We start from the raw sequence: 16,781 nt of genomic DNA, 5'->3' as shown, positions 1-16,781 counted from the left end.
ACTTTCATGCATGCACCTCACAAATTTGTGACCGTTCTGCAACAAGTTTGAATCAAAGTCGCTCTCAACCGGAGTTTCGTGCCAAATTTCAGAAATTTGGATGTTGCGCGCCTTGTCATAACATTTTTGTGAGATAACGACGGGAAGTCAGTGTTTTTACAAAACTGACTTCGATAAGTCATAATTAAGAATAAAACATCCAAGAAGAAAACGACGAAACTGAGCGGCGCAAGCATGCTGGCCCTGTCGGTCGCCTCGGCGCTGATCGTAGCTGCTCCCCAATTCGCCCTCGCCCAAGCAGCGACCACAACGGCTGACGAACCAGCCGCACAAGAAGTGGTCATTGTTACGGGTACGCGCCGCGTGTCGCGCTCTGCTGCTGACACCCCCGCTCCTGTCGACATCATCGGCGGTGCTGAAATCGCCAAACAAGGTGAATCCGACACTTCCAACCTGATCCGCAACTTGGTTCCGTCATTCAATGTGAACACCCAAGCGATCAACGACGCATCGTCGATCGTTCGTGCGGTCAACCTGCGCGGTTTGGCTCCAGACCAAACCTTGGTACTGGTCAATGGTAAGCGCCGTCACCGCGCTGCCGTCATCAACTTCTTGGGCGGTGGTGTCTCTGACGGTGCACAAGGTCCAGATATTTCCTCGATCCCCAGCATTGCGCTGAAGCAAGTTGAAGTCCTGCGCGATGGTGCGGCGGCTCAATATGGCTCTGATGCAATCGCCGGCGTGATGAACTTTATCTTGCGCACCGATTCGGAAGGCGCAGAAGTTGAAGCCAAATACGGCCAATTCTACGAAGGCGATGGCACCAGCTATCAAGTCGCTGGCAATTTCGGCCTTGGCCTTGGCGAGAATGGCTTTGCCAATATCAGCCTTGAGTATCGTCAAAACGGTGCCACCAGCCGCTCGGTCCAGCGTGGCGACGCAGCTGCTTTGGCAGCCGCTGGTAACACTGCCATCCCTAACCCAGCTCAAATCTGGGGTCAGCCAGAGTTGAAGAGCGACTATAAAGCGTTCGTCAACGCCGGTTTCGACCTTGGCAATGGCCGCAGCATCTATGCCTTCGGTAACTATGGCACACGCGAAACCGATGGTGGCTTCTACTATCGTAACCCAAACACCCGCGGTGGCGTGTTCTCCAACGACGGCGGCACAACACGTCTGATCGCTGACACCACCCCAGGCACGGGCACCACCTGCCCTGTGATCACGATTGGTGCAGCAAACGAAGCAGCCTTGATTGCCCAAATCAAATCGGACCCAACCTGCTTTGCCTTTATCGAAAAATTCCCCGGCGGCTTCACGCCACGCTTTGGCGGTGAGTTGGTGGATTACGCCGGTGCCGTTGGTACCAAGGGCAATGTTGGCAAGTTGAACTATGACGTCAGCTTCAGCGCTGGTCGTAACGATGTGACCTTCCATATCAACAACACGATAAACGCGTCCTTGGGCCCCGACTCGCCAACTGAGTTCACCCCCGGTCAGCAAATTCAAACTGAAAAGAACTTCAACATCGACTTGAGCTATGCTGTTCCAGTCAAGGGCTTTGCTTCGGATCTGAACATCGCTGGTGGTTTTGAATGGCGCAATGAAGAGTTTGAGTTGATCGCAGGGGATGCGGCTTCTTACACCGTTGGTCCTTATGTGAACCAAGGCTTCTCGATCGGTTCGAACGGCTTCAACGGCTTCCGTCCATCTGACGCTGGCGTATGGGACCGGACCAACACGGCATTCTACATCGACTTGGAAGCAGACGTGACCGAGAAATTGGTTCTGGGTGCAGCAGTCCGAACTGAGGATTTCGACACTTTCGGCCAAACTACCAATAACAAGCTTTCTGGCTTGTTGCGGGCTACCGATGTGTTGACCTTGCGCTCAACCTACTCGACCGGTTTCCGCGCACCAACCCCAGGTCAGGCTAATGTGGTGAACACCACAACGAGCCTGATCGGCGGCGTTTTGGCAAACACTGGCACGGTGTCGCCAACCAGCGTCTTGGGTCAATTGTTGGGCGGCAAGGATTTGAAGCCTGAAGAATCCAAGAACTTCTCCTTCGGTGGTGCTTTGGACCTTGGTGGCCTGAAACTCACTGTCGACTACTTCAATATTGAGATGGAAGATCGTATCCGCTTGCGTTCGGGCGTGCCTTTGACCCCTGCGCAAATCGCCTCTCTGACGCCAACCCAATTGGCGGCAGTCAACGCGATCGGTGGTTTGACCACGGACTTCACCAACTTCAAATACTTCGTCAACGGCGTGGACAGCACGACCCAAGGCGTTGACTTTGTTGCGTCCTACCCGCTCGACCTGTTCAGCGGCAAGACCAGCTTGAACTTGGTAGCCAACTGGACCGAAACCGACATCACCCGTGGTGAGCGTCTGGCCGGTATCGAAGCCGATGGTTCGGCAGGTCTGTTGCAGCTTGAGCAAGGCTTGCCCAAGTATCGTGGCAACATCTCGATCAACCACTATCAAGACAAGTGGAGCGTTTCGGCTCGTCTGAACTATTTCGGCGAATTCTACGACCCACATGCCGATGACCCAACGCTGCCGATCTATGCGGACGCACAAGTTACCTTCGACACCGAAGTTGGTTATGACCTGACCGACAAGTTGAAGATCTCGGTAGGTGCCGACAATTTGTTTGACAGCTACCCCACCAGCAACCCTTACGCGACCATCCTTGGCGCGAAGTACTCCGTCTCAGCGCCTGCGGGCTTCAACGGCGGCTTCTACTATTTGAAGCTTAGCTACAAGCACTAGTCGCGAGATTAAGTTCTGAAAGATTGGGGCTCGGCAGTGTTCTGCCGGGCCCCTTTTTTGATTTTGACAAAGCCTGCGCGTCAAGCTCGCCCTTAGCGGTACCCAAAACCCGCCTCAAAAACCCATTTTTCTGCGCCGAAATCCATCGAAAATTGACGCACTGCACCATCGCACTGTAAAAATCCCGAAAAAGTGATCAAAATCAGAACCGTAGATGCACATCTGCTCGGGTTGACTTGGGATAAGGGCGCCTCTAGTTTCCGCCCGCGTCGGCAAGGGGGCAAGTCCGCACTTTTGTTGTTCGCACGGCTGATTCATGGCTGACCCTAGACACCCACATGGCTCTGATGCCCTTGATGATTTGGCCAAACGTGTGGCTGCGATCCATCAAGAGCGAGAGAATGCAGGGCCAAAGGCCAGCATAGATCGGTCGGGCATGTCCCTAGGGCTGCGTCTGGCTTCTGAATTTGCTTCGGCAATTCTGGTCGGGGGGCTGTTAGGATATGGTGTTGATGTTGTTTTGACGATGCAGCCTTGGGGCCTTTTGGTCGGTTTGGCGCTCGGCTTTGTGACCGGCACGGTGAATTTAATTCGGGCGTCGCGTCAGATGACGCAGGCCCACCCTGTTGATCCCCAAGCATCCGGCTTGAAGGACAACCTAGACGAAGACGCGTGAAGCAGGAGACAAGCGGCGTGGCCAGCGATCCGATGCACCAGTTCCAGATTGCCCCCATGATCCCCATGGAGTTGGCCGGCTATGATGTGTCGTTCACGAACGCGAGCCTGTTCCTTGTCTTGGGTGCAGCACTCCCTGCAGCCTTCATGTTGGCAAGCTCGGCTAAGGCAGCTTTGGTACCTGGCCGGATGCAGACCTTGGGCGAAACCGCATATGGTTTTGTCTATAACATGCTCTACAGCTCTGCGGGTTCGGACGGCGTCAAGAAGTTCTTCCCACTGGTTTTGAGCTTGTTCTTGTTCATCTTCACGGTGAATATGGTTGGCCTGTTTGCCTATAATTTCACGCCAACAAGCCAAATCATCGTGACTGCCATGATGGCACTTTTGGTGTTTTTCACCGTGATCATCGTTGGCTTTGCCAAGAATGGCTTGGGCTTCCTCAAGCTGTTCGTGCCATCGGGCATACCTTGGCCACTCTATATTATTGTGACTCCGATCGAGATCATTTCCTTCTTCTCGCGTCCTTTGTCACATGCCGTTCGTCTCTGGGCAAACATCCTCGCCGGTCACATTCTGGTTAAGGTGTTTGCTGGTTTCGTGCCCATGATGGCCGAGACCGGAGCCGTGGGTGCCGTCGGGGCTATCTTGCCCTTCGTCATGACGGTTGCCCTCTATGCACTAGAAACCCTCGTTGCATTCCTTCAGGCCTATGTGTTCACCATGTTGACCTGTATCTACCTCAATGACGCGCTGCACGCAGCGGATCACTAAGTCACCCTTTTCTTATCGTCCCTTAATCCCTCAGGAGAATTCATCATGGACGCAGAAGCCGCAAAGTACATTGGTGCAGGCCTTGCTTGCTTGGGCATGTTGGGCGCCGCCATCGGCGTGGGCAACATCTTCGGCAGCTTCTTGGAAGGCGCAATGCGCAATCCTTCGGCCGCTCAAGGCCAGTTCGGTAACCTGATCTTCGGGTTCGCCGTGACCGAAGCACTCGGCATCTTCTCGCTGCTGATCGCCATTTTGTTGTTGTTCGTGGTCTGATCCAGATTTCTAATCTGGTCTTTCATCAAAGACCCGGAGTGGTTTGAATATGGCTGGCGAATCTCACGCAGTCGATGCTGCGGGTAAAGCAGGCGAGCATGCAAGCGGTGGCTTCCCACCGTTTGACCCGAGCCTGTTTTCTTCGCAGATCTTTTGGTTCTGGGTTGCCTTTGGCGCGCTCTATATCGTGTTGGCAGCGGTGGTTATCCCCCGCTTTGCTAAGACGTTGTCTGACCGTAAGAACGCCATTGAAGGTGATCTAAAAGCGGCGGCTGAACAAACTGCGGCCGCTCAGGCAGCACGCCAAGAAGCCGAGAAAGCCCAAGCCGAAGCCCGTGCCCAAGCTCGGAAGACGGTTGAAGCAGCCCGCCATGACCATGAAGTAGCCGCAGCGAAAGCTGAGGCTGCTGCCACCAAAAAGGCCAATACCAAAATCGCAAAAGCTGAAGAGAAAATCGCAGCTTCCCGCGACGCCGCTTTGGTCAGCGTGAATGAAACAGTCGGCGAACTGGCCGGTGCGATTGTGGAACGTGTTTCCGGGATCAAGCCAACCGCCAAAGCGCTCGACACAGCAGTTAAATCCGTCGCAGGGGCAGCATAATGGCAGTTGGATTTGACGCGACCCTCGTCGCCGCCGTTGGCTTTGCTACCTTCATCGGTGGCATGATTTATCTCAAAGTTCCTGGCATGTTGACCAAGGCTTTGGATGATCAATCGACCAAGATTTCAAAAGAATTGGACGAAGCCAAGCGCTTGCGCCAAGAGGCTGAAGCTTTGTGGGCATCTTATGAGGCCCAACACGCCAAAGCTGTTGCAGATGCAGCTGCCATCATCGCGAAAGCAGAAGAAGATGCGTTGCGGGTAAAGGCTGAAGCCGAAGCTCAGTTAGAGCGTTCAATTGCTGCGCGCAGCAAGCAAGCTGAAGAACGTATCCGTCGCGCTGAAGAAGCTGCTATCTCTGACGTCCGGGCAGCCGCCTCCAATGCAGCCATGGCTGTCGCAGAACGTGTCTTGGTTGCCAGCGTTAAGGGCAAAGCCGGCGAAAAGCTGGTTGCCAATGGCATAGCTGCCGTTGAGAGCAAGTTCGGCTGAACAAGCTTTTAGGGGCGGACGTGGTGACACCTAAACCGCCCCTGATCCTTTCCCTATCTACCATTCAAACCTTGCGTGGAGTTGCGGCCTTAATGGTCGCGATTGCGCACTTGCATGCGGTGGAAAACCGCTTAGGCGGCACGCCCTTGCTAGGCAATTGGGCGCTGGCAGGTTTTGGCGGGGTTGATCTGTTCTTTGTTATTTCAGGCTTTGTCATGGTCTGGGTTACCCGCGCAGATCAAGGCAAGGCCGCAGCGCTTCCAAGCTTTTGGTTTGCCCGTCTCGCGCGCATTTACCCGCTTTGGTGGCTGGTTCTTTCGGCTCTGGTGGCCGTCTGGATGGTTAAGCCTGACTGGGTTTATGCCAGCCATGAGTCGAGCCCTGAACTCTGGAAATCCTATCTGCTGGTTCCGGACAAAGAGCTTCCGCTGCACGCGGTCGGCTGGACCTTGATCCATGAACTTTGGTTCTATCTCGTATTCGGATTGATGCTCCTCCTGCCTGTGCGCTGGTTCCCTGCGGCATTGGCAATTTGGGCGATTTTGACAGCTGCTGCGGCCAGCATCCTACCGAGCCCTGAGAATCCTTTTGTCGCGCTGATACGCCATCCTTTAACGCTGGAATTCATCCTTGGGGCCGCCGTTGGCCTTCTATCCCAAAGGCAGATTTTCCCAACTCCACGTCTCATGGTGCAGTTTGGGGCCTTTTGGATGTTGCTGAGTGCCCTAGCGCTACGTGAAAATGCCCCGGCCATGTTTGGGCAGGAATGGCAGCGGCTAATCTATTTTGGCGTCCCAGCCGCTCTATTGGTTTGGGGTTGTGTTGGCTTGGAACAAGCCGGCTATAGAAGCCCGCAATGGTCGAAATCCTTGGGGGATTGGTCCTACGCGCTTTACCTCATCCACGTGCCAGTTTTCGCGGCTTTGGGCCGCTTGGCAGAACCCTTCTCTGGCCCAGGGCCACTGGACAATCTGATCCTGCTGACGGTCGCCTTAGCGGCTGCAATTGTAGCAGCTTGGATCCTACATGTGGGCTTCGATAAGCTGCTTCAAAGATTGGTGGCCCGGCTGCGCGGCAAGCCTGCAATGGGCGGCTGACGGCCTCTTTTTCAAGAAGCCGCCAGCCTAAAGTTCATCAGCTTATTCAGCAGCGATCTTGTTCGCTTCAACCGGTGGACTCCATTTGAGCACGGGCTTTCTAGCTGCGCGCGTCTCATCCAGCCGCTTCACAGGGGCATGGTAGGGCGCACCGGTAAAGCGGGCCGTATCGCCAGACTTGGCGGCTTTTGCTAGGCCCGTCATGGACGCGACAAATGCATCCAAGCTCGCCTTGCTTTCACTTTCCGTCGGCTCAATCAGCATGGCCCCATGGACCACCAGCGGAAAGTACATGGTCATGGGGTGATAGCCTTCGTCGATCATGGCTTTGGCAAAATCAAGCGTGGTGACGCCTGTACCTTCGAGCCAGGAATCGTCAAACAAAGCCTCGTGCATACACACGCCATCAAAGGCTGGGCTCATATGCTCTTTCAAGCAAGCCTGAACGTAATTGGCGTTCAGCACCGCATCTTCTGAAGCTTGCTTGATGCCATCCGCACCATGGCTCAACATATAGGTCAGAGCGCGGGTATACATGCCCATCTGACCGTGGAAAGCCACCATCCGGCCAAACGGCTCGCCGTCGCTATCCACTTCATGCTCAACCATATCCAACGTGCCGTCTGCGCGGGTAACCACGTAAGGCACCGGCGCAAATGGGGCCAAAGCGTCGGACAACACCGTTGGGCCAGAACCCGGACCCCCGCCACCATGTGGGGTGGAGAAGGTCTTATGCAGATTGATGTGCATGGCATCGACGCCCAAATCGCCCGGACGTACCCGGCCTGCAATGGCGTTAAAGTTCGCGCCATCACAATAAAAATAGCCACCGGCTGCGTGGATCAAATCCGCAATCTCACGGATATCGCGCTCAAACAGACCGCAAGTATTCGGATTGGTCAACATGATGCCAGCGACATCATCGCCTAGTTTGGTTTTAAGGTCGCTGAGGTCAACGCGACCGTCTGGCGCCGCCTTGATTTCATCCACGATGAACCCGCACTGCACGGCGGTCGCAGGATTGGTGCCATGCGCGCTTTCAGGCACCAGCACCCGGCGGCGGTGGGCTTGGCCTTGCGCGTCGAGCGCGGCACGGATCGCCAACATGCCGCACAACTCACCATGCGCCCCTGCCTTTGGCGACAAGGCAACGGACTTCATGCCCGTCAAGGTGATCAACCAATGCGACAACTGGTCCATCACGCTCAAAGCACCTTGCACGGTCGAAACTGGCTGTAGTGGATGCACATCGGCAAAGCCGGGCAAACGCGCCATTTTTTCATTCAAGCGCGCATTATGCTTCATGGTGCACGAACCCAAGGGGAACATGCCCAGATCAATGGCATAGTTGCGCTGGCTCAAACGCACATAATGGCGCACAGCCTCTGGCTCTGACAGGCCCGGATTACCTGTGGTGGTGGTCCGCGCCAAGCCGCCCAGCCGCGACTTCACGCCTTTGACAGGTGGAAAGTCTACGCCAGTACGGTCGATTGAGCCAGTCTCGAAGATCAGAGAGGTTGGCTGTAACAACCCACGTGCGCCGGAAAAGGTGGTTGGAGCTGCCGCATCATTGGCGACGGCTGCGGTGGGGCGGCCAACATTATTCATAGCCATGATCAAATCACCTTTTTCAGGGTATCGGCGAGGGATGCGATATCCTCAGCCGTGGTCGTTTCCGTCGCTGCAATCAGCAGCACATTCTCAAAGCCGGGCTCTTGGCGCAGACGCGAATAGGGTACGCCACCCAACACATCTTGCGCGGCCATCGCCTCAACCACTTTGGCGGCATCACCTTGCAAGCGCACCGCGAATTCATTGAAGAAGCTCTCACTCAACAATTCAACGCCATCAATCGAGGAAACGGCGTCAGCCGTTTCGCAGGCCGCCTCGTGGTTCAATTGCGCCAAATGCTTGAGACCCTTGTCGCCCAACAGGGTCATATGGATTGTGAAGGCCAAAGCACAAAGCCCTGAATTAGTGCAGATATTGCTAGTCGCTTTGTCGCGGCGAATGTGCTGCTCGCGTGTCGACAGTGTCAACACAAAGCCACGTGTGCCATCGGCATCGACCGTCTCACCAGCCAAGCGCCCGGGCATTTGGCGGACATATTTGTCCTTGGTAGCAAACAGGCCGACGTAAGGACCGCCGAAATTCAAGCTATTGCCAATTGACTGGCCTTCACCAGCCACAATATCAGCCCCCATTTCCCCCGGAGGCTTTACGAGACCAAAAGCAACCGCTTCGGTAAAGACCGCGATCAGCAACGCGCCCTTGGCTTGCACCGCTTTGGCGAGCTCGGTGAAATCGGTCAGCGTGCCAAACACATTCGGGCACTGAACCACGACACAGGCGGTATTTTGATCTACCGCTGCCAAAACGGCTGCCTCGTCATTGATCGCGATTGGCAGGCCAGCAATCTCGAGGCCAGAATGCTTGGCCAAGGTGCGGGCGGCGCGGCGATAATGGGGATGCAAGCCGCCCGAGAAGACCACTTTTGTGCGCTTGGTGACGCGGGCCGCCATCACGACCGCTTCCGCACAAGCGGTAGAGCCATCATACATCGACGCATTGGCCACATCACAAGCTAGCAAGCCTGCCACTTGGCTTTGGAATTCGAACAAAGTCTGCACCGTGCCTTGCGCCATTTCTGGCTGATAGGGGGTATAGGTAGTCAGAAATTCCGAGCGCTGGATCAAATGATCAACACTGGCTGGCACCGCATGGCGATAGGCCCCTGCCCCACAGAAAAACGGCACACTGCCCGCTGCCACACTGGCGTTTGACAGGCGCTGCATGTGGCGCTCAACCGCCAACTCGCCTTGCGCAAATGGCAAGTTGTGGATTGGACCATCCAAGCGTGCGATTTCAGGAACATCGAGGAATAAATCTTCGATCGAAGCAACGCCAACTTTGGCAAGCATTTGCTCACGATCTGAAGGGGTAAGAGGCAAATATCGCATCAGGTTTTCTGACTTTCTTTTTGCATTTCAAGGGAAAGTAGCTGGTGGGAGGTATGCGCGGAGGCAGCAAATGCCTCCTGCACGGATTGGAAATCTGCCTGTGGCTTACCTTGGTTGATCTTGCGTTTGGCAATCAACGCGGTCACTCGGATCTTTAGGCCGACAATCCCGCGCTCTAGGCTGGAGATATAATCGGCGGGCGCATCGTCAACGGTCCAAGGTTTAGTTCCAGTCGCTTCCATCTCATTTGTTGCAGGCTCTAGATAGGCCCGCATTGCGCGCGGATCAGTTTCGACATGTAAAATGCCGCGCGCCTCTGCCGCCAAATAGGCCCATGTAGGCACCACTTTGCCGTGAATCTGCTTCGACGGATAAAGCGAAGGGCTTACGTAAGCATCGGCACCCCGGAAGACAGCTACACAAGGTCCACCAACAGCGGGAACAGCTTCATGGAAGGGATTGGCGCGCGCGACATGGCCAATAAGTTCGAAGGTATCGGCCGCTTCATCATGACGAACAACCAAGGGCACATGCGCGATCATCGGCCCTTCTGGGCCGTTGACGCACAGAACCGCAAAAGGATGGGCTTTCACAAAAGCCCACGCTTCCTCTGGGTTGTCCACCTGATTGTGAACCGGCACATACATGAGACTTAAAGACCTGCCAGATAGGCGTCGTAAGCCGCGCGATCCATTAGGGCATCAAGCTCTGCGGGGTCGGTCAACTTCAGCTTCGTGAACCAGCCCGTCGTCTCTGCCGCCTCATTGACGCCTTCTGGTGCCTCAGCCAGAGCTTCATTGACGTCGACGACTTCGCCCGAGACGGGCGCGTATACGTCCGAAGCTGCCTTCACGCTTTCTACCACAGCCACTTCATCGCCTTGGGAAACGATCCGACCAATATTAGGCAATTCCACAAACACGACATCGCCCAATTGTTCGGCGGCATAGGCGGTGATGCCACAGGTGGCGATATTGCCAGAGACAGATACCCATTCGTGGTCTTTAGTATATTTGGTGCTCATGTTTCAGCCTTTCCGGTGGTAATTATGAGGAACAAAGGGCAAGGGTGCGACGACCCAGCGGCGAGGTTGATCGCGAACGATCAAATCTAATTCGGTGCCGACGGCAGCAAAGGCCAAGTCAACATAGCCCATAGCAATTGGCCCACCGACACTGGGGCCGTAGCCGCCCGAAGTCACGATGCCGACCTTCTCGCCAGCGAGATTGCGGATTTCAGCACCTTCCCGCGCCGGTGCTTTATCCTTGGGCAAGAGGCCAACGCGCTTGCGGGCGGGCTTCTCAGCAAGCTCTTTCAGAATGCGGACAGCGCCTGGGAAGTCCGCGCGCTCTCGCCGGACTTTTTGAATGGTCCAAGCAAGGCCTGCTTCAATCGGGCTCGTGGTTTCATCAAGATCGTGGCCATAGAGACAAAGGCCAGCTTCCAAGCGCAAACTATCGCGCGCACCAAGACCAATCGCCTTCACATGCGCGGTGGCCAACAAGGTACGGACAAAGGCTTCAGCCTTGTCGGCCGCGATCAATACCTCAAAGCCGTCTTCGCCTGTGTAGCCAGAGCGGGACACGACGACTTCGCCATAAGGGCCCTTAACGGTCGCAAATTCCATAAAGCCCAAGCGCTTTGGCCCGTCGCCAACATTACCAATGACATCTGCGGCTTTGGGCCCTTGGACGGCGATCAAGGCGCGATCATCGGCCCGCGTCAGCGTCGCCTTACCCGCACAAGCAGCAGCGATAATGGCAAAGTCCTGTTCTTTGCAGCCGGCATTGACGACGAAATAGAGCGTGCCTTGATCGGCATCTGCTTTTGGGCGACCGACAAACAAGTCATCCATCACGCCACCTGTTGCATTTGGCAACGTCGTATAGCGCAACTGACCGGGGGCGAGGCCGGCGACATCGCACGGCAGGATGGTCTCCACCAAGGCCGCAATCGCCGCATGGGCGGCGTCACCCGTCAAGCTTGCATCATTGAGCTTCAAGAAGGCGGGGCCCATGTGCGACACATCAAACAGGCCGCACTTTTCGCGCGTCCACACATGCTCTTTCATGACCCCTTCAGGAAATTGCACCGGCATCAAATAGCCAGCAAAGGGCACCATACGGCCACCCATGCCCTGCCAAAGCCCAGTTAGGGGTGTGGTTTTCAATGAAGTGTCTTCAGACATTAAAAGGCTCCGACAGGTATGCGACACGCCAAAGGGTTCCCCCGTTATGGCGCGCGCCCCAGCTGTCTAAAACCTGAGAGTTTTCGCGGGGAACCTTGATTGTTCAAGGGACCGCTTGCTCCTTCGGCGGTTGGGCGATTTGCCCAACACTCTCCAGCGTATTGACGTAGCTGCGGTCCTTTTGCCTGAGAGTTTCCGGGGCGGTTGCTCCTTCGGCGCGGTCCTTTGGGGGATCGTCTCTCCCGCAGTCACACATGAGCTTGGGCCGGTATCATCCGAGCGCGGCACAAGAAGCGCCCTCCTGCCCGCGCGCGCGCGACACGTCAACTGGTTTGATCGTGTCACCGCCATTCATCGACAGGCTTTTGCAGCATCTGCGGGCAAATTGAAGGATTCTTAGGCACAAAAGCGCTGAACCGCTTTCCTTCGAAATCTTAAGCGGCGGATCATGTGTTGGCCGACGCGGCCGCTTGCTGTGGCGTGAGAGCCAGCACCGTCAGCACTAGCCACAACGCGATGACGATGTGGAAAAGGTGCCAGCTAAGGTCTGGGCCTAGAAACTTTGATTGGCGCAGAAACAAGACGTTTGGCAACATCACGCCAAAGCCCAAAGCCGCACCCATGTTCGGCTTCCCGCCAAGGCGGTCCAAGCCAAACAGGGCGATCCCACCTACTAAGGCAAGGATGTAAATGGGTGCGCCAGCCGCTGGCAGAATAATCGCCAGCCCCACAGCGCTGACACAGATAGCTGCCGCATAAACCGAGCGAGCAGGGCCGACAGTCGTCTTAAAAATCTGCCAGAGAAGCAGCAGCAAGCCTAACAGACTGCCAAACTGTGAGGCAAACCGGTGCGCCCCAGCGAGAGGCTCGATCAGCCCGCTGGTGACCCGTACAGTGCCAATGGCCGCAGCGAGCCCAAACAAGGCCACACCCAGCGCCCCAACTGGCTTACCAGCCTTAAGCAGGTGCCAAGCCCCCCAAGCAGCAGCGATAAAGACCAAGCCGTCGGTAAGCGCGTAGTGCAGCGGCATCATTGGGCGTTGGTCTCGGCAGCAACTGGATCGCTAGGCTTGGCACCAATGCCGGCTGCTCGTTTGATGTCGGTGCTGGAGAGACGGGATCCATCATGGCTCCACCCCGGGGGGGCAAAGATATAGCAAAAGCGTTGGAAAAGGGTCAGCCCCCGTTGGCTCGCATCTTTAGCAATGCCGATATATTCGTGCGACAGAATCCTGAACATATTAAAGGTGTTAAGGTTTTTGACTAAGCCATAGACAGGGCGATCCGCCTCATCCTCGGCAGCAAAGGTTCCAAAGAGCCGGTCCCAGATGATCAAGGTCCCAGCATAATTGGCGTCTAAATAACGCGCATTGCTGGCATGGTGCACCCGATGGTGCGACGGCGTGTTGAAGACCGCTTCAAACCAGCGTGGCAGCTTGTTGACGGTCTCGGTATGCAACATGAATTGATACGTGGCATTCAAGACGCCGCAGAAGGTCACCATCACCGGGTCAAAACCGATCAGAACCAAAGGTACTTTGAAGAGCATGGTGCCCGTAAAATGCTTGGTCCAGCCTTGTCTGAGGGCGACTGCCAGATTGTATTCCTGACTGGAATGGTGGACGACATGCATGGCCCAAACCCACCGACAACGATGGGCGACCCGGTGATGGCAATAAAAGCGCAAATCATCGAGGATGAAGCACAGCAAAAACGTCCATGGGTTTACTGGAATCGCGTAAAACTGGAACGGCTGAACGAGGGACAAAATGCCGAGTGTGATGAAGGCTGACATCGCATTGACCGGATCGCTCAACACCCCCATCAGAACACCTAGAGAGGCATCTTTGGCGGGCATTTTGCCTTTTGCCCGAAACAGCTTGATCGCGATCAATTCAATGCCAAGTAGCGTGAAAAAGAAGATCGCCGAATAAAGGCCGATGTTTCCTTGAATGAACTCGCTGGTCGTCATTCGCTTCCCCCAATGCCGTTTTTGGCCCGCTTTATCGCGTTCCCGCGGGAGGTTAGGCGAGCTGTTCGAAGCCTACAATTGAATAATAATCTAATATTATGTAGACATTGGAACATGTCTATTGATCTTGTCCTGATCCAACGGTTCGAAGCGGTCTATCGCTTAGGCAGTTTCTCTCGCGCGGCGGAGGAGTTGTTGATCACCCATTCCGCGCTGACCAAAAGCATCCAAACTCTGGAGGCAAAGTGGGATATGCGTCTGTTTGATCGCACGACCCGGTCGATCACTCCGACCGAGGCTGGCCGGCGATTGGCTCTGACCGCTTCAGATCTGCTGGCGCACGCCGAAAAGGTCCGCGCAGACGCGATAGCTGGGGAGTTACAACTCAACCTTATTTGCGGCCCGGCTGTTATCGATACGCTGATGCATGGCGCCCTCTTGGAGTTTCGCAAAACCCATCCCCAAGTGGCCGTGCAAATCGAAACCATGCCGCCAGACCTTGCCAGTGAGAGACTGCTCCGCCGGCAGGCCCACCTTTTGCTGTTTCATTCGACGACCATTGAAAGCCTGAAGAACCGAAGCGAACTAAAACTCCAGAGACTGGCTTCTGAGCCCTATAAAGTCGTCTTTCGCCCCGGCCATCCCATTGAAGAAACCGACGGCTCTCTCCTCGCCATCTTGGCCTTTGATTGGGCCATCGCCGGGTTTGATACTAGGTTTCAAAATGCGCTGCCGTTTGAACAACGCGAACTATTGCGGCAGCGAGGGTTTCCCAAATACCGGATCTTGAACCAAAGTGCCTGCCTCGAACTGGCCATGCGGTCTGATATTGTCACCATGTTGCCAGCTTCAGCTGCGGCACCTTTGGTCGCAAAAGGGGCGTGTCGGACCCTCCCCTTTCCAGGCGACGCTTTTTTCGCAATTAGCGCGGTGACCCATGCCGCCCAAGTGCCGTCGCGGACCGTTCAAGCGTTTATCGGCGCGATCAAGACTTCTTTCGCTAGCTGAAGGGGACATCACGCCTCGCCTAAGAGAACCAAAGTGTTGGGTGCTGCAAGGCAGACTCAATCGACTACAAACGCACAAAGGCCGCACTGGTTTCCCCGTGCGGCCTGCTCTCAACAAGTTGAGTGCGACGGACCCAAGTGCTAGGTATAGCTTTCGCTTCGCCTTCAGAAGTATTCGTTAGAATTAGACTATGTTGACCCCACCTATTGAAAGGCGTTTTCTTCTTTTGTCGCCTCGCTAACTTTTTACTCCCGCTCTTGCTTCCGTGAAGTCAAGATTACGCCTGATTTTTATTTTGACAAGAAGTTTTTTTCGTGTCGCGAAACTTAGATTCACGCATAGAATCAGCGGTATCCGGACTATCCCCAAATTTATCCACCATTTTATCCACAGGAAAGCGAGTGGGCTCTTTCAATCTGGTTTGGCAATACACATATTCCTCGCGGGCAATGATTTAGGGTAGGCTTGGTACGACGTTTCGTACCGCTCTGTGGCCTGCGCTTCATTGCTCCTTATTGGGAGGGTAATTCATGGAATTTTTTTGGTTTTCCGCCGCATTGGTTGTTATGGCGGTCATTTTTGTCACCACATTTGTCAAAATCGTTCCACAAGGTCGCCAATATACGTTGGAGCGCTTTGGTCGCTATTTGCGTACCCTGCACCCCGGCATTCACTTCATTACCCCGATTATGGACCAAATCGGCCGCAAGATTTCTATGATGGAAAGCGTTTTGGACGTCCCGCGCCAAGAAGTGATCACGCGTGACAACGTGATGGTGCGTTGCGACGCGGTGGTCTTCACCCAAGTGTTTGACGCCGCCAAGGCCGCCTATGAGGTCGAGGATTTGCGCTTGGCGATCACCAATCTATCGCTAACCAATTTGCGCACCGTGATCGGCTCAATGGAATTGGACGAAGTCCTATCTCAGCGCGATACCATCAATGCGCGGCTGTTGCAGACCATTGATGCCGCCACCAATCCCTGGGGTGTCAAAGTGGTGCGGATTGAGATCAAAGACCTGTCGCCCCCTGCAGACCTCAATGAGGCCATGGCCAAGCAAATGAAGGCTGAGCGCGAGCGTCGTGCCGAAATCACGTCCGCAGAAGGCGACAAGGCAGCGGCCATTCTGCGCGCTGAAGGTCATAAGCAAGCGGTTATCTTAGAAGCTGAAGGTCGCAAGGAATCGGCTTTCCGGGACGCAGAAGGCCGGGAACGCTCAGCAGAGGCTGAAGCAAACGCGACGCGCATGGTGTCCGACGCGATCTCAGCCGGCGACGTCAATGCGCTGAATTACTTCCTCGGCCAATCCTATGTCGAGGCCTTTGGCAAGCTGGCCTCCTCGCCCCAACAACGCACAGTGATTGTGCCCACCGAGTTGAGCGCAATTGCTTCAGCGATCGAAGGCGTGCGCCAATTGACCATGTCCGGCACGGCAACTCAAGGCCAAGGACAAGGCCGCACCTCTGTTCCAACCACGAAGGGCTAAGACCATGGAAGCAATTATCAGTAATTGGGCGGGCTTTGGCGCGTTGACGTGGCTTGGCATTGGGGCGGCGCTTTTGGCGGCTGAATTGCTGACCGGTACAGCGTATTTGTTGTGGATCGCGACGGCAGCAGCCCTAACCGCCGCACTTGCCGCGATCTTCCCTGAAGCAAGTCTGCCGTTGCAATTGGTTGCGTTTGCCATGTTTGCATTGGCAACGACCGTTGCAGGGCGCCGCTTTTTCAAACCAGATACGACGCCATCTGAAGATCCTACTCTAAACTCCCCGCTTCAGCGTCATATTGGGCAAACATCGATTGCGGTCGATAACTTTGTTGGCGGCATGGGTCGGGTGCGCCTAGGTGACACAGAATGGGCAGCTAAAACCTACGACGGGGCCGAACCAGCCAGCGGCAGTGTTTTGGTGGTGACAGGGGTTGAAGGCGCGGTCCTTCACGTGACACGCGCCAATTAAGCCTT

General features: G+C 55.3%; 17 protein-coding genes and 1 riboswitch. Of the genes, 10 read left to right on the top strand and 7 right to left on the bottom strand.

Annotation, left to right across the window (positions count from 1 at the left end):
- Positions 1-234 precede the first annotated feature (234 nt).
- The 7 genes from ACIQ20_RS01730 to ACIQ20_RS01700 all read left to right on the top strand — a co-directional run bounded on the left by ACIQ20_RS01730 (position 235) and on the right by ACIQ20_RS01700 (position 6,689).
- Positions 235-2,778, top strand: coding sequence for a TonB-dependent receptor plug domain-containing protein (locus ACIQ20_RS01730; protein ID WP_395776812.1), 2,544 nt, complete (start codon positions 235-237; stop codon positions 2,776-2,778).
- A 316-nt stretch (positions 2,779-3,094) separates the two neighbouring features.
- Complete coding sequence (locus tag ACIQ20_RS01725; RefSeq protein WP_395776810.1) at positions 3,095-3,454, top strand: AtpZ/AtpI family protein; 360 nt, start codon at positions 3,095-3,097, stop codon at positions 3,452-3,454.
- Positions 3,451-4,227, top strand: coding sequence for a F0F1 ATP synthase subunit A (locus tag ACIQ20_RS01720; RefSeq protein WP_395776808.1), 777 nt, complete (start codon positions 3,451-3,453; stop codon positions 4,225-4,227). The genes ACIQ20_RS01725 and ACIQ20_RS01720 overlap by 4 nt, the downstream gene beginning before the upstream one ends.
- 45 nt (positions 4,228-4,272) lie before the next feature.
- Positions 4,273-4,500, top strand: coding sequence for a F0F1 ATP synthase subunit C (locus ACIQ20_RS01715; RefSeq protein ID WP_085340465.1), 228 nt, complete (start codon positions 4,273-4,275; stop codon positions 4,498-4,500).
- 49 nt (positions 4,501-4,549) lie between these two features.
- A complete protein-coding gene (locus tag ACIQ20_RS01710) occupies positions 4,550-5,101 on the top strand; it encodes a hypothetical protein (protein ID WP_395776806.1) in 552 nt (183 codons plus the stop codon).
- Positions 5,101-5,592 (top strand): ATP F0F1 synthase subunit B, encoded by a 492-nt coding sequence (locus tag ACIQ20_RS01705; protein WP_395776804.1) that lies wholly within the window; start codon positions 5,101-5,103, stop codon positions 5,590-5,592. Before ACIQ20_RS01710 ends, ACIQ20_RS01705 begins: the two co-directional genes overlap by 1 nt.
- Before the next feature lie 20 nt (positions 5,593-5,612).
- The gene (locus ACIQ20_RS01700; RefSeq protein WP_395776802.1) at positions 5,613-6,689 is read left to right on the top strand and encodes an acyltransferase family protein; all 1,077 of its coding nucleotides are present in this window, start codon (positions 5,613-5,615) and stop codon (positions 6,687-6,689) included.
- A gap of 42 nt (positions 6,690-6,731) precedes the next feature.
- Here ACIQ20_RS01700 and gcvPB read toward each other — a convergent pair whose 3' ends face one another.
- The 7 genes from gcvPB to ACIQ20_RS01665 all read right to left on the bottom strand — a co-directional run bounded on the left by gcvPB (position 6,732) and on the right by ACIQ20_RS01665 (position 13,809).
- Positions 6,732-8,303 (bottom strand): aminomethyl-transferring glycine dehydrogenase subunit GcvPB, encoded by a 1,572-nt coding sequence (gene gcvPB / locus ACIQ20_RS01695; RefSeq protein ID WP_395776800.1) that lies wholly within the window; start codon positions 8,301-8,303, stop codon positions 6,732-6,734.
- Between the two features lie 2 nt (positions 8,304-8,305).
- A complete protein-coding gene (gene gcvPA / locus ACIQ20_RS01690; protein WP_395776798.1) occupies positions 8,306-9,649 on the bottom strand; it encodes an aminomethyl-transferring glycine dehydrogenase subunit GcvPA in 1,344 nt (447 codons plus the stop codon).
- A complete protein-coding gene (locus ACIQ20_RS01685) occupies positions 9,649-10,296 on the bottom strand; it encodes an FMN-binding negative transcriptional regulator (RefSeq protein WP_346382635.1) in 648 nt (215 codons plus the stop codon). Before ACIQ20_RS01685 ends, gcvPA begins: the two co-directional genes overlap by 1 nt.
- A gap of 5 nt (positions 10,297-10,301) precedes the next feature.
- Entirely contained in the window at positions 10,302-10,673 is a 372-nt protein-coding gene (gcvH, locus tag ACIQ20_RS01680; RefSeq protein ID WP_346382634.1) for a glycine cleavage system protein GcvH, read from the bottom strand.
- 3 nt (positions 10,674-10,676) lie between these two features.
- Positions 10,677-11,837 (bottom strand): glycine cleavage system aminomethyltransferase GcvT, encoded by a 1,161-nt coding sequence (gene gcvT / locus ACIQ20_RS01675; protein WP_395776796.1) that lies wholly within the window; start codon positions 11,835-11,837, stop codon positions 10,677-10,679.
- Between the two features lie 163 nt (positions 11,838-12,000).
- Positions 12,001-12,092: riboswitch (glycine riboswitch) on the bottom strand.
- A 191-nt stretch (positions 12,093-12,283) separates the two neighbouring features.
- Positions 12,284-12,871, bottom strand: a complete 588-nt coding sequence (locus tag ACIQ20_RS01670; protein ID WP_395776794.1) for a hypothetical protein — start codon at positions 12,869-12,871, stop codon at positions 12,284-12,286.
- Positions 12,868-13,809 carry a sterol desaturase family protein gene (locus ACIQ20_RS01665; protein WP_395776792.1) on the bottom strand — a complete coding sequence of 314 codons (942 nt, stop codon included), beginning with the start codon at positions 13,807-13,809 and terminating at the stop codon, positions 12,868-12,870. Before ACIQ20_RS01665 ends, ACIQ20_RS01670 begins: the two co-directional genes overlap by 4 nt.
- Positions 13,810-13,923: 114 nt before the next feature.
- Between ACIQ20_RS01665 and ACIQ20_RS01660 the strand changes: the two genes are divergently transcribed.
- The 3 genes from ACIQ20_RS01660 (at position 13,924) to ACIQ20_RS01650 (ending at position 16,776) form a co-directional block, all read left to right on the top strand.
- Positions 13,924-14,817: a LysR family transcriptional regulator gene (locus tag ACIQ20_RS01660; protein WP_395776790.1), complete on the top strand. Its 894-nt coding sequence runs from the start codon at positions 13,924-13,926 to the stop codon at positions 14,815-14,817.
- A 530-nt stretch (positions 14,818-15,347) separates the two neighbouring features.
- Positions 15,348-16,304: an SPFH domain-containing protein gene (locus tag ACIQ20_RS01655; protein WP_395776788.1), complete on the top strand. Its 957-nt coding sequence runs from the start codon at positions 15,348-15,350 to the stop codon at positions 16,302-16,304.
- 4 nt (positions 16,305-16,308) lie between these two features.
- A complete protein-coding gene (locus ACIQ20_RS01650; RefSeq protein ID WP_395776786.1) occupies positions 16,309-16,776 on the top strand; it encodes an NfeD family protein in 468 nt (155 codons plus the stop codon).
- Positions 16,777-16,781 lie beyond the last annotated feature (5 nt).

This window comes from Aquidulcibacter sp., assembly GCF_044346625.1.
Taxonomy (GTDB): domain Bacteria; phylum Pseudomonadota; class Alphaproteobacteria; order Caulobacterales; family Aquidulcibacteraceae; genus Aquidulcibacter.
The sequence above is the reverse complement of the archived record's forward strand: the minus strand, read 5'-3'. Positions and strand labels throughout refer to the sequence as shown.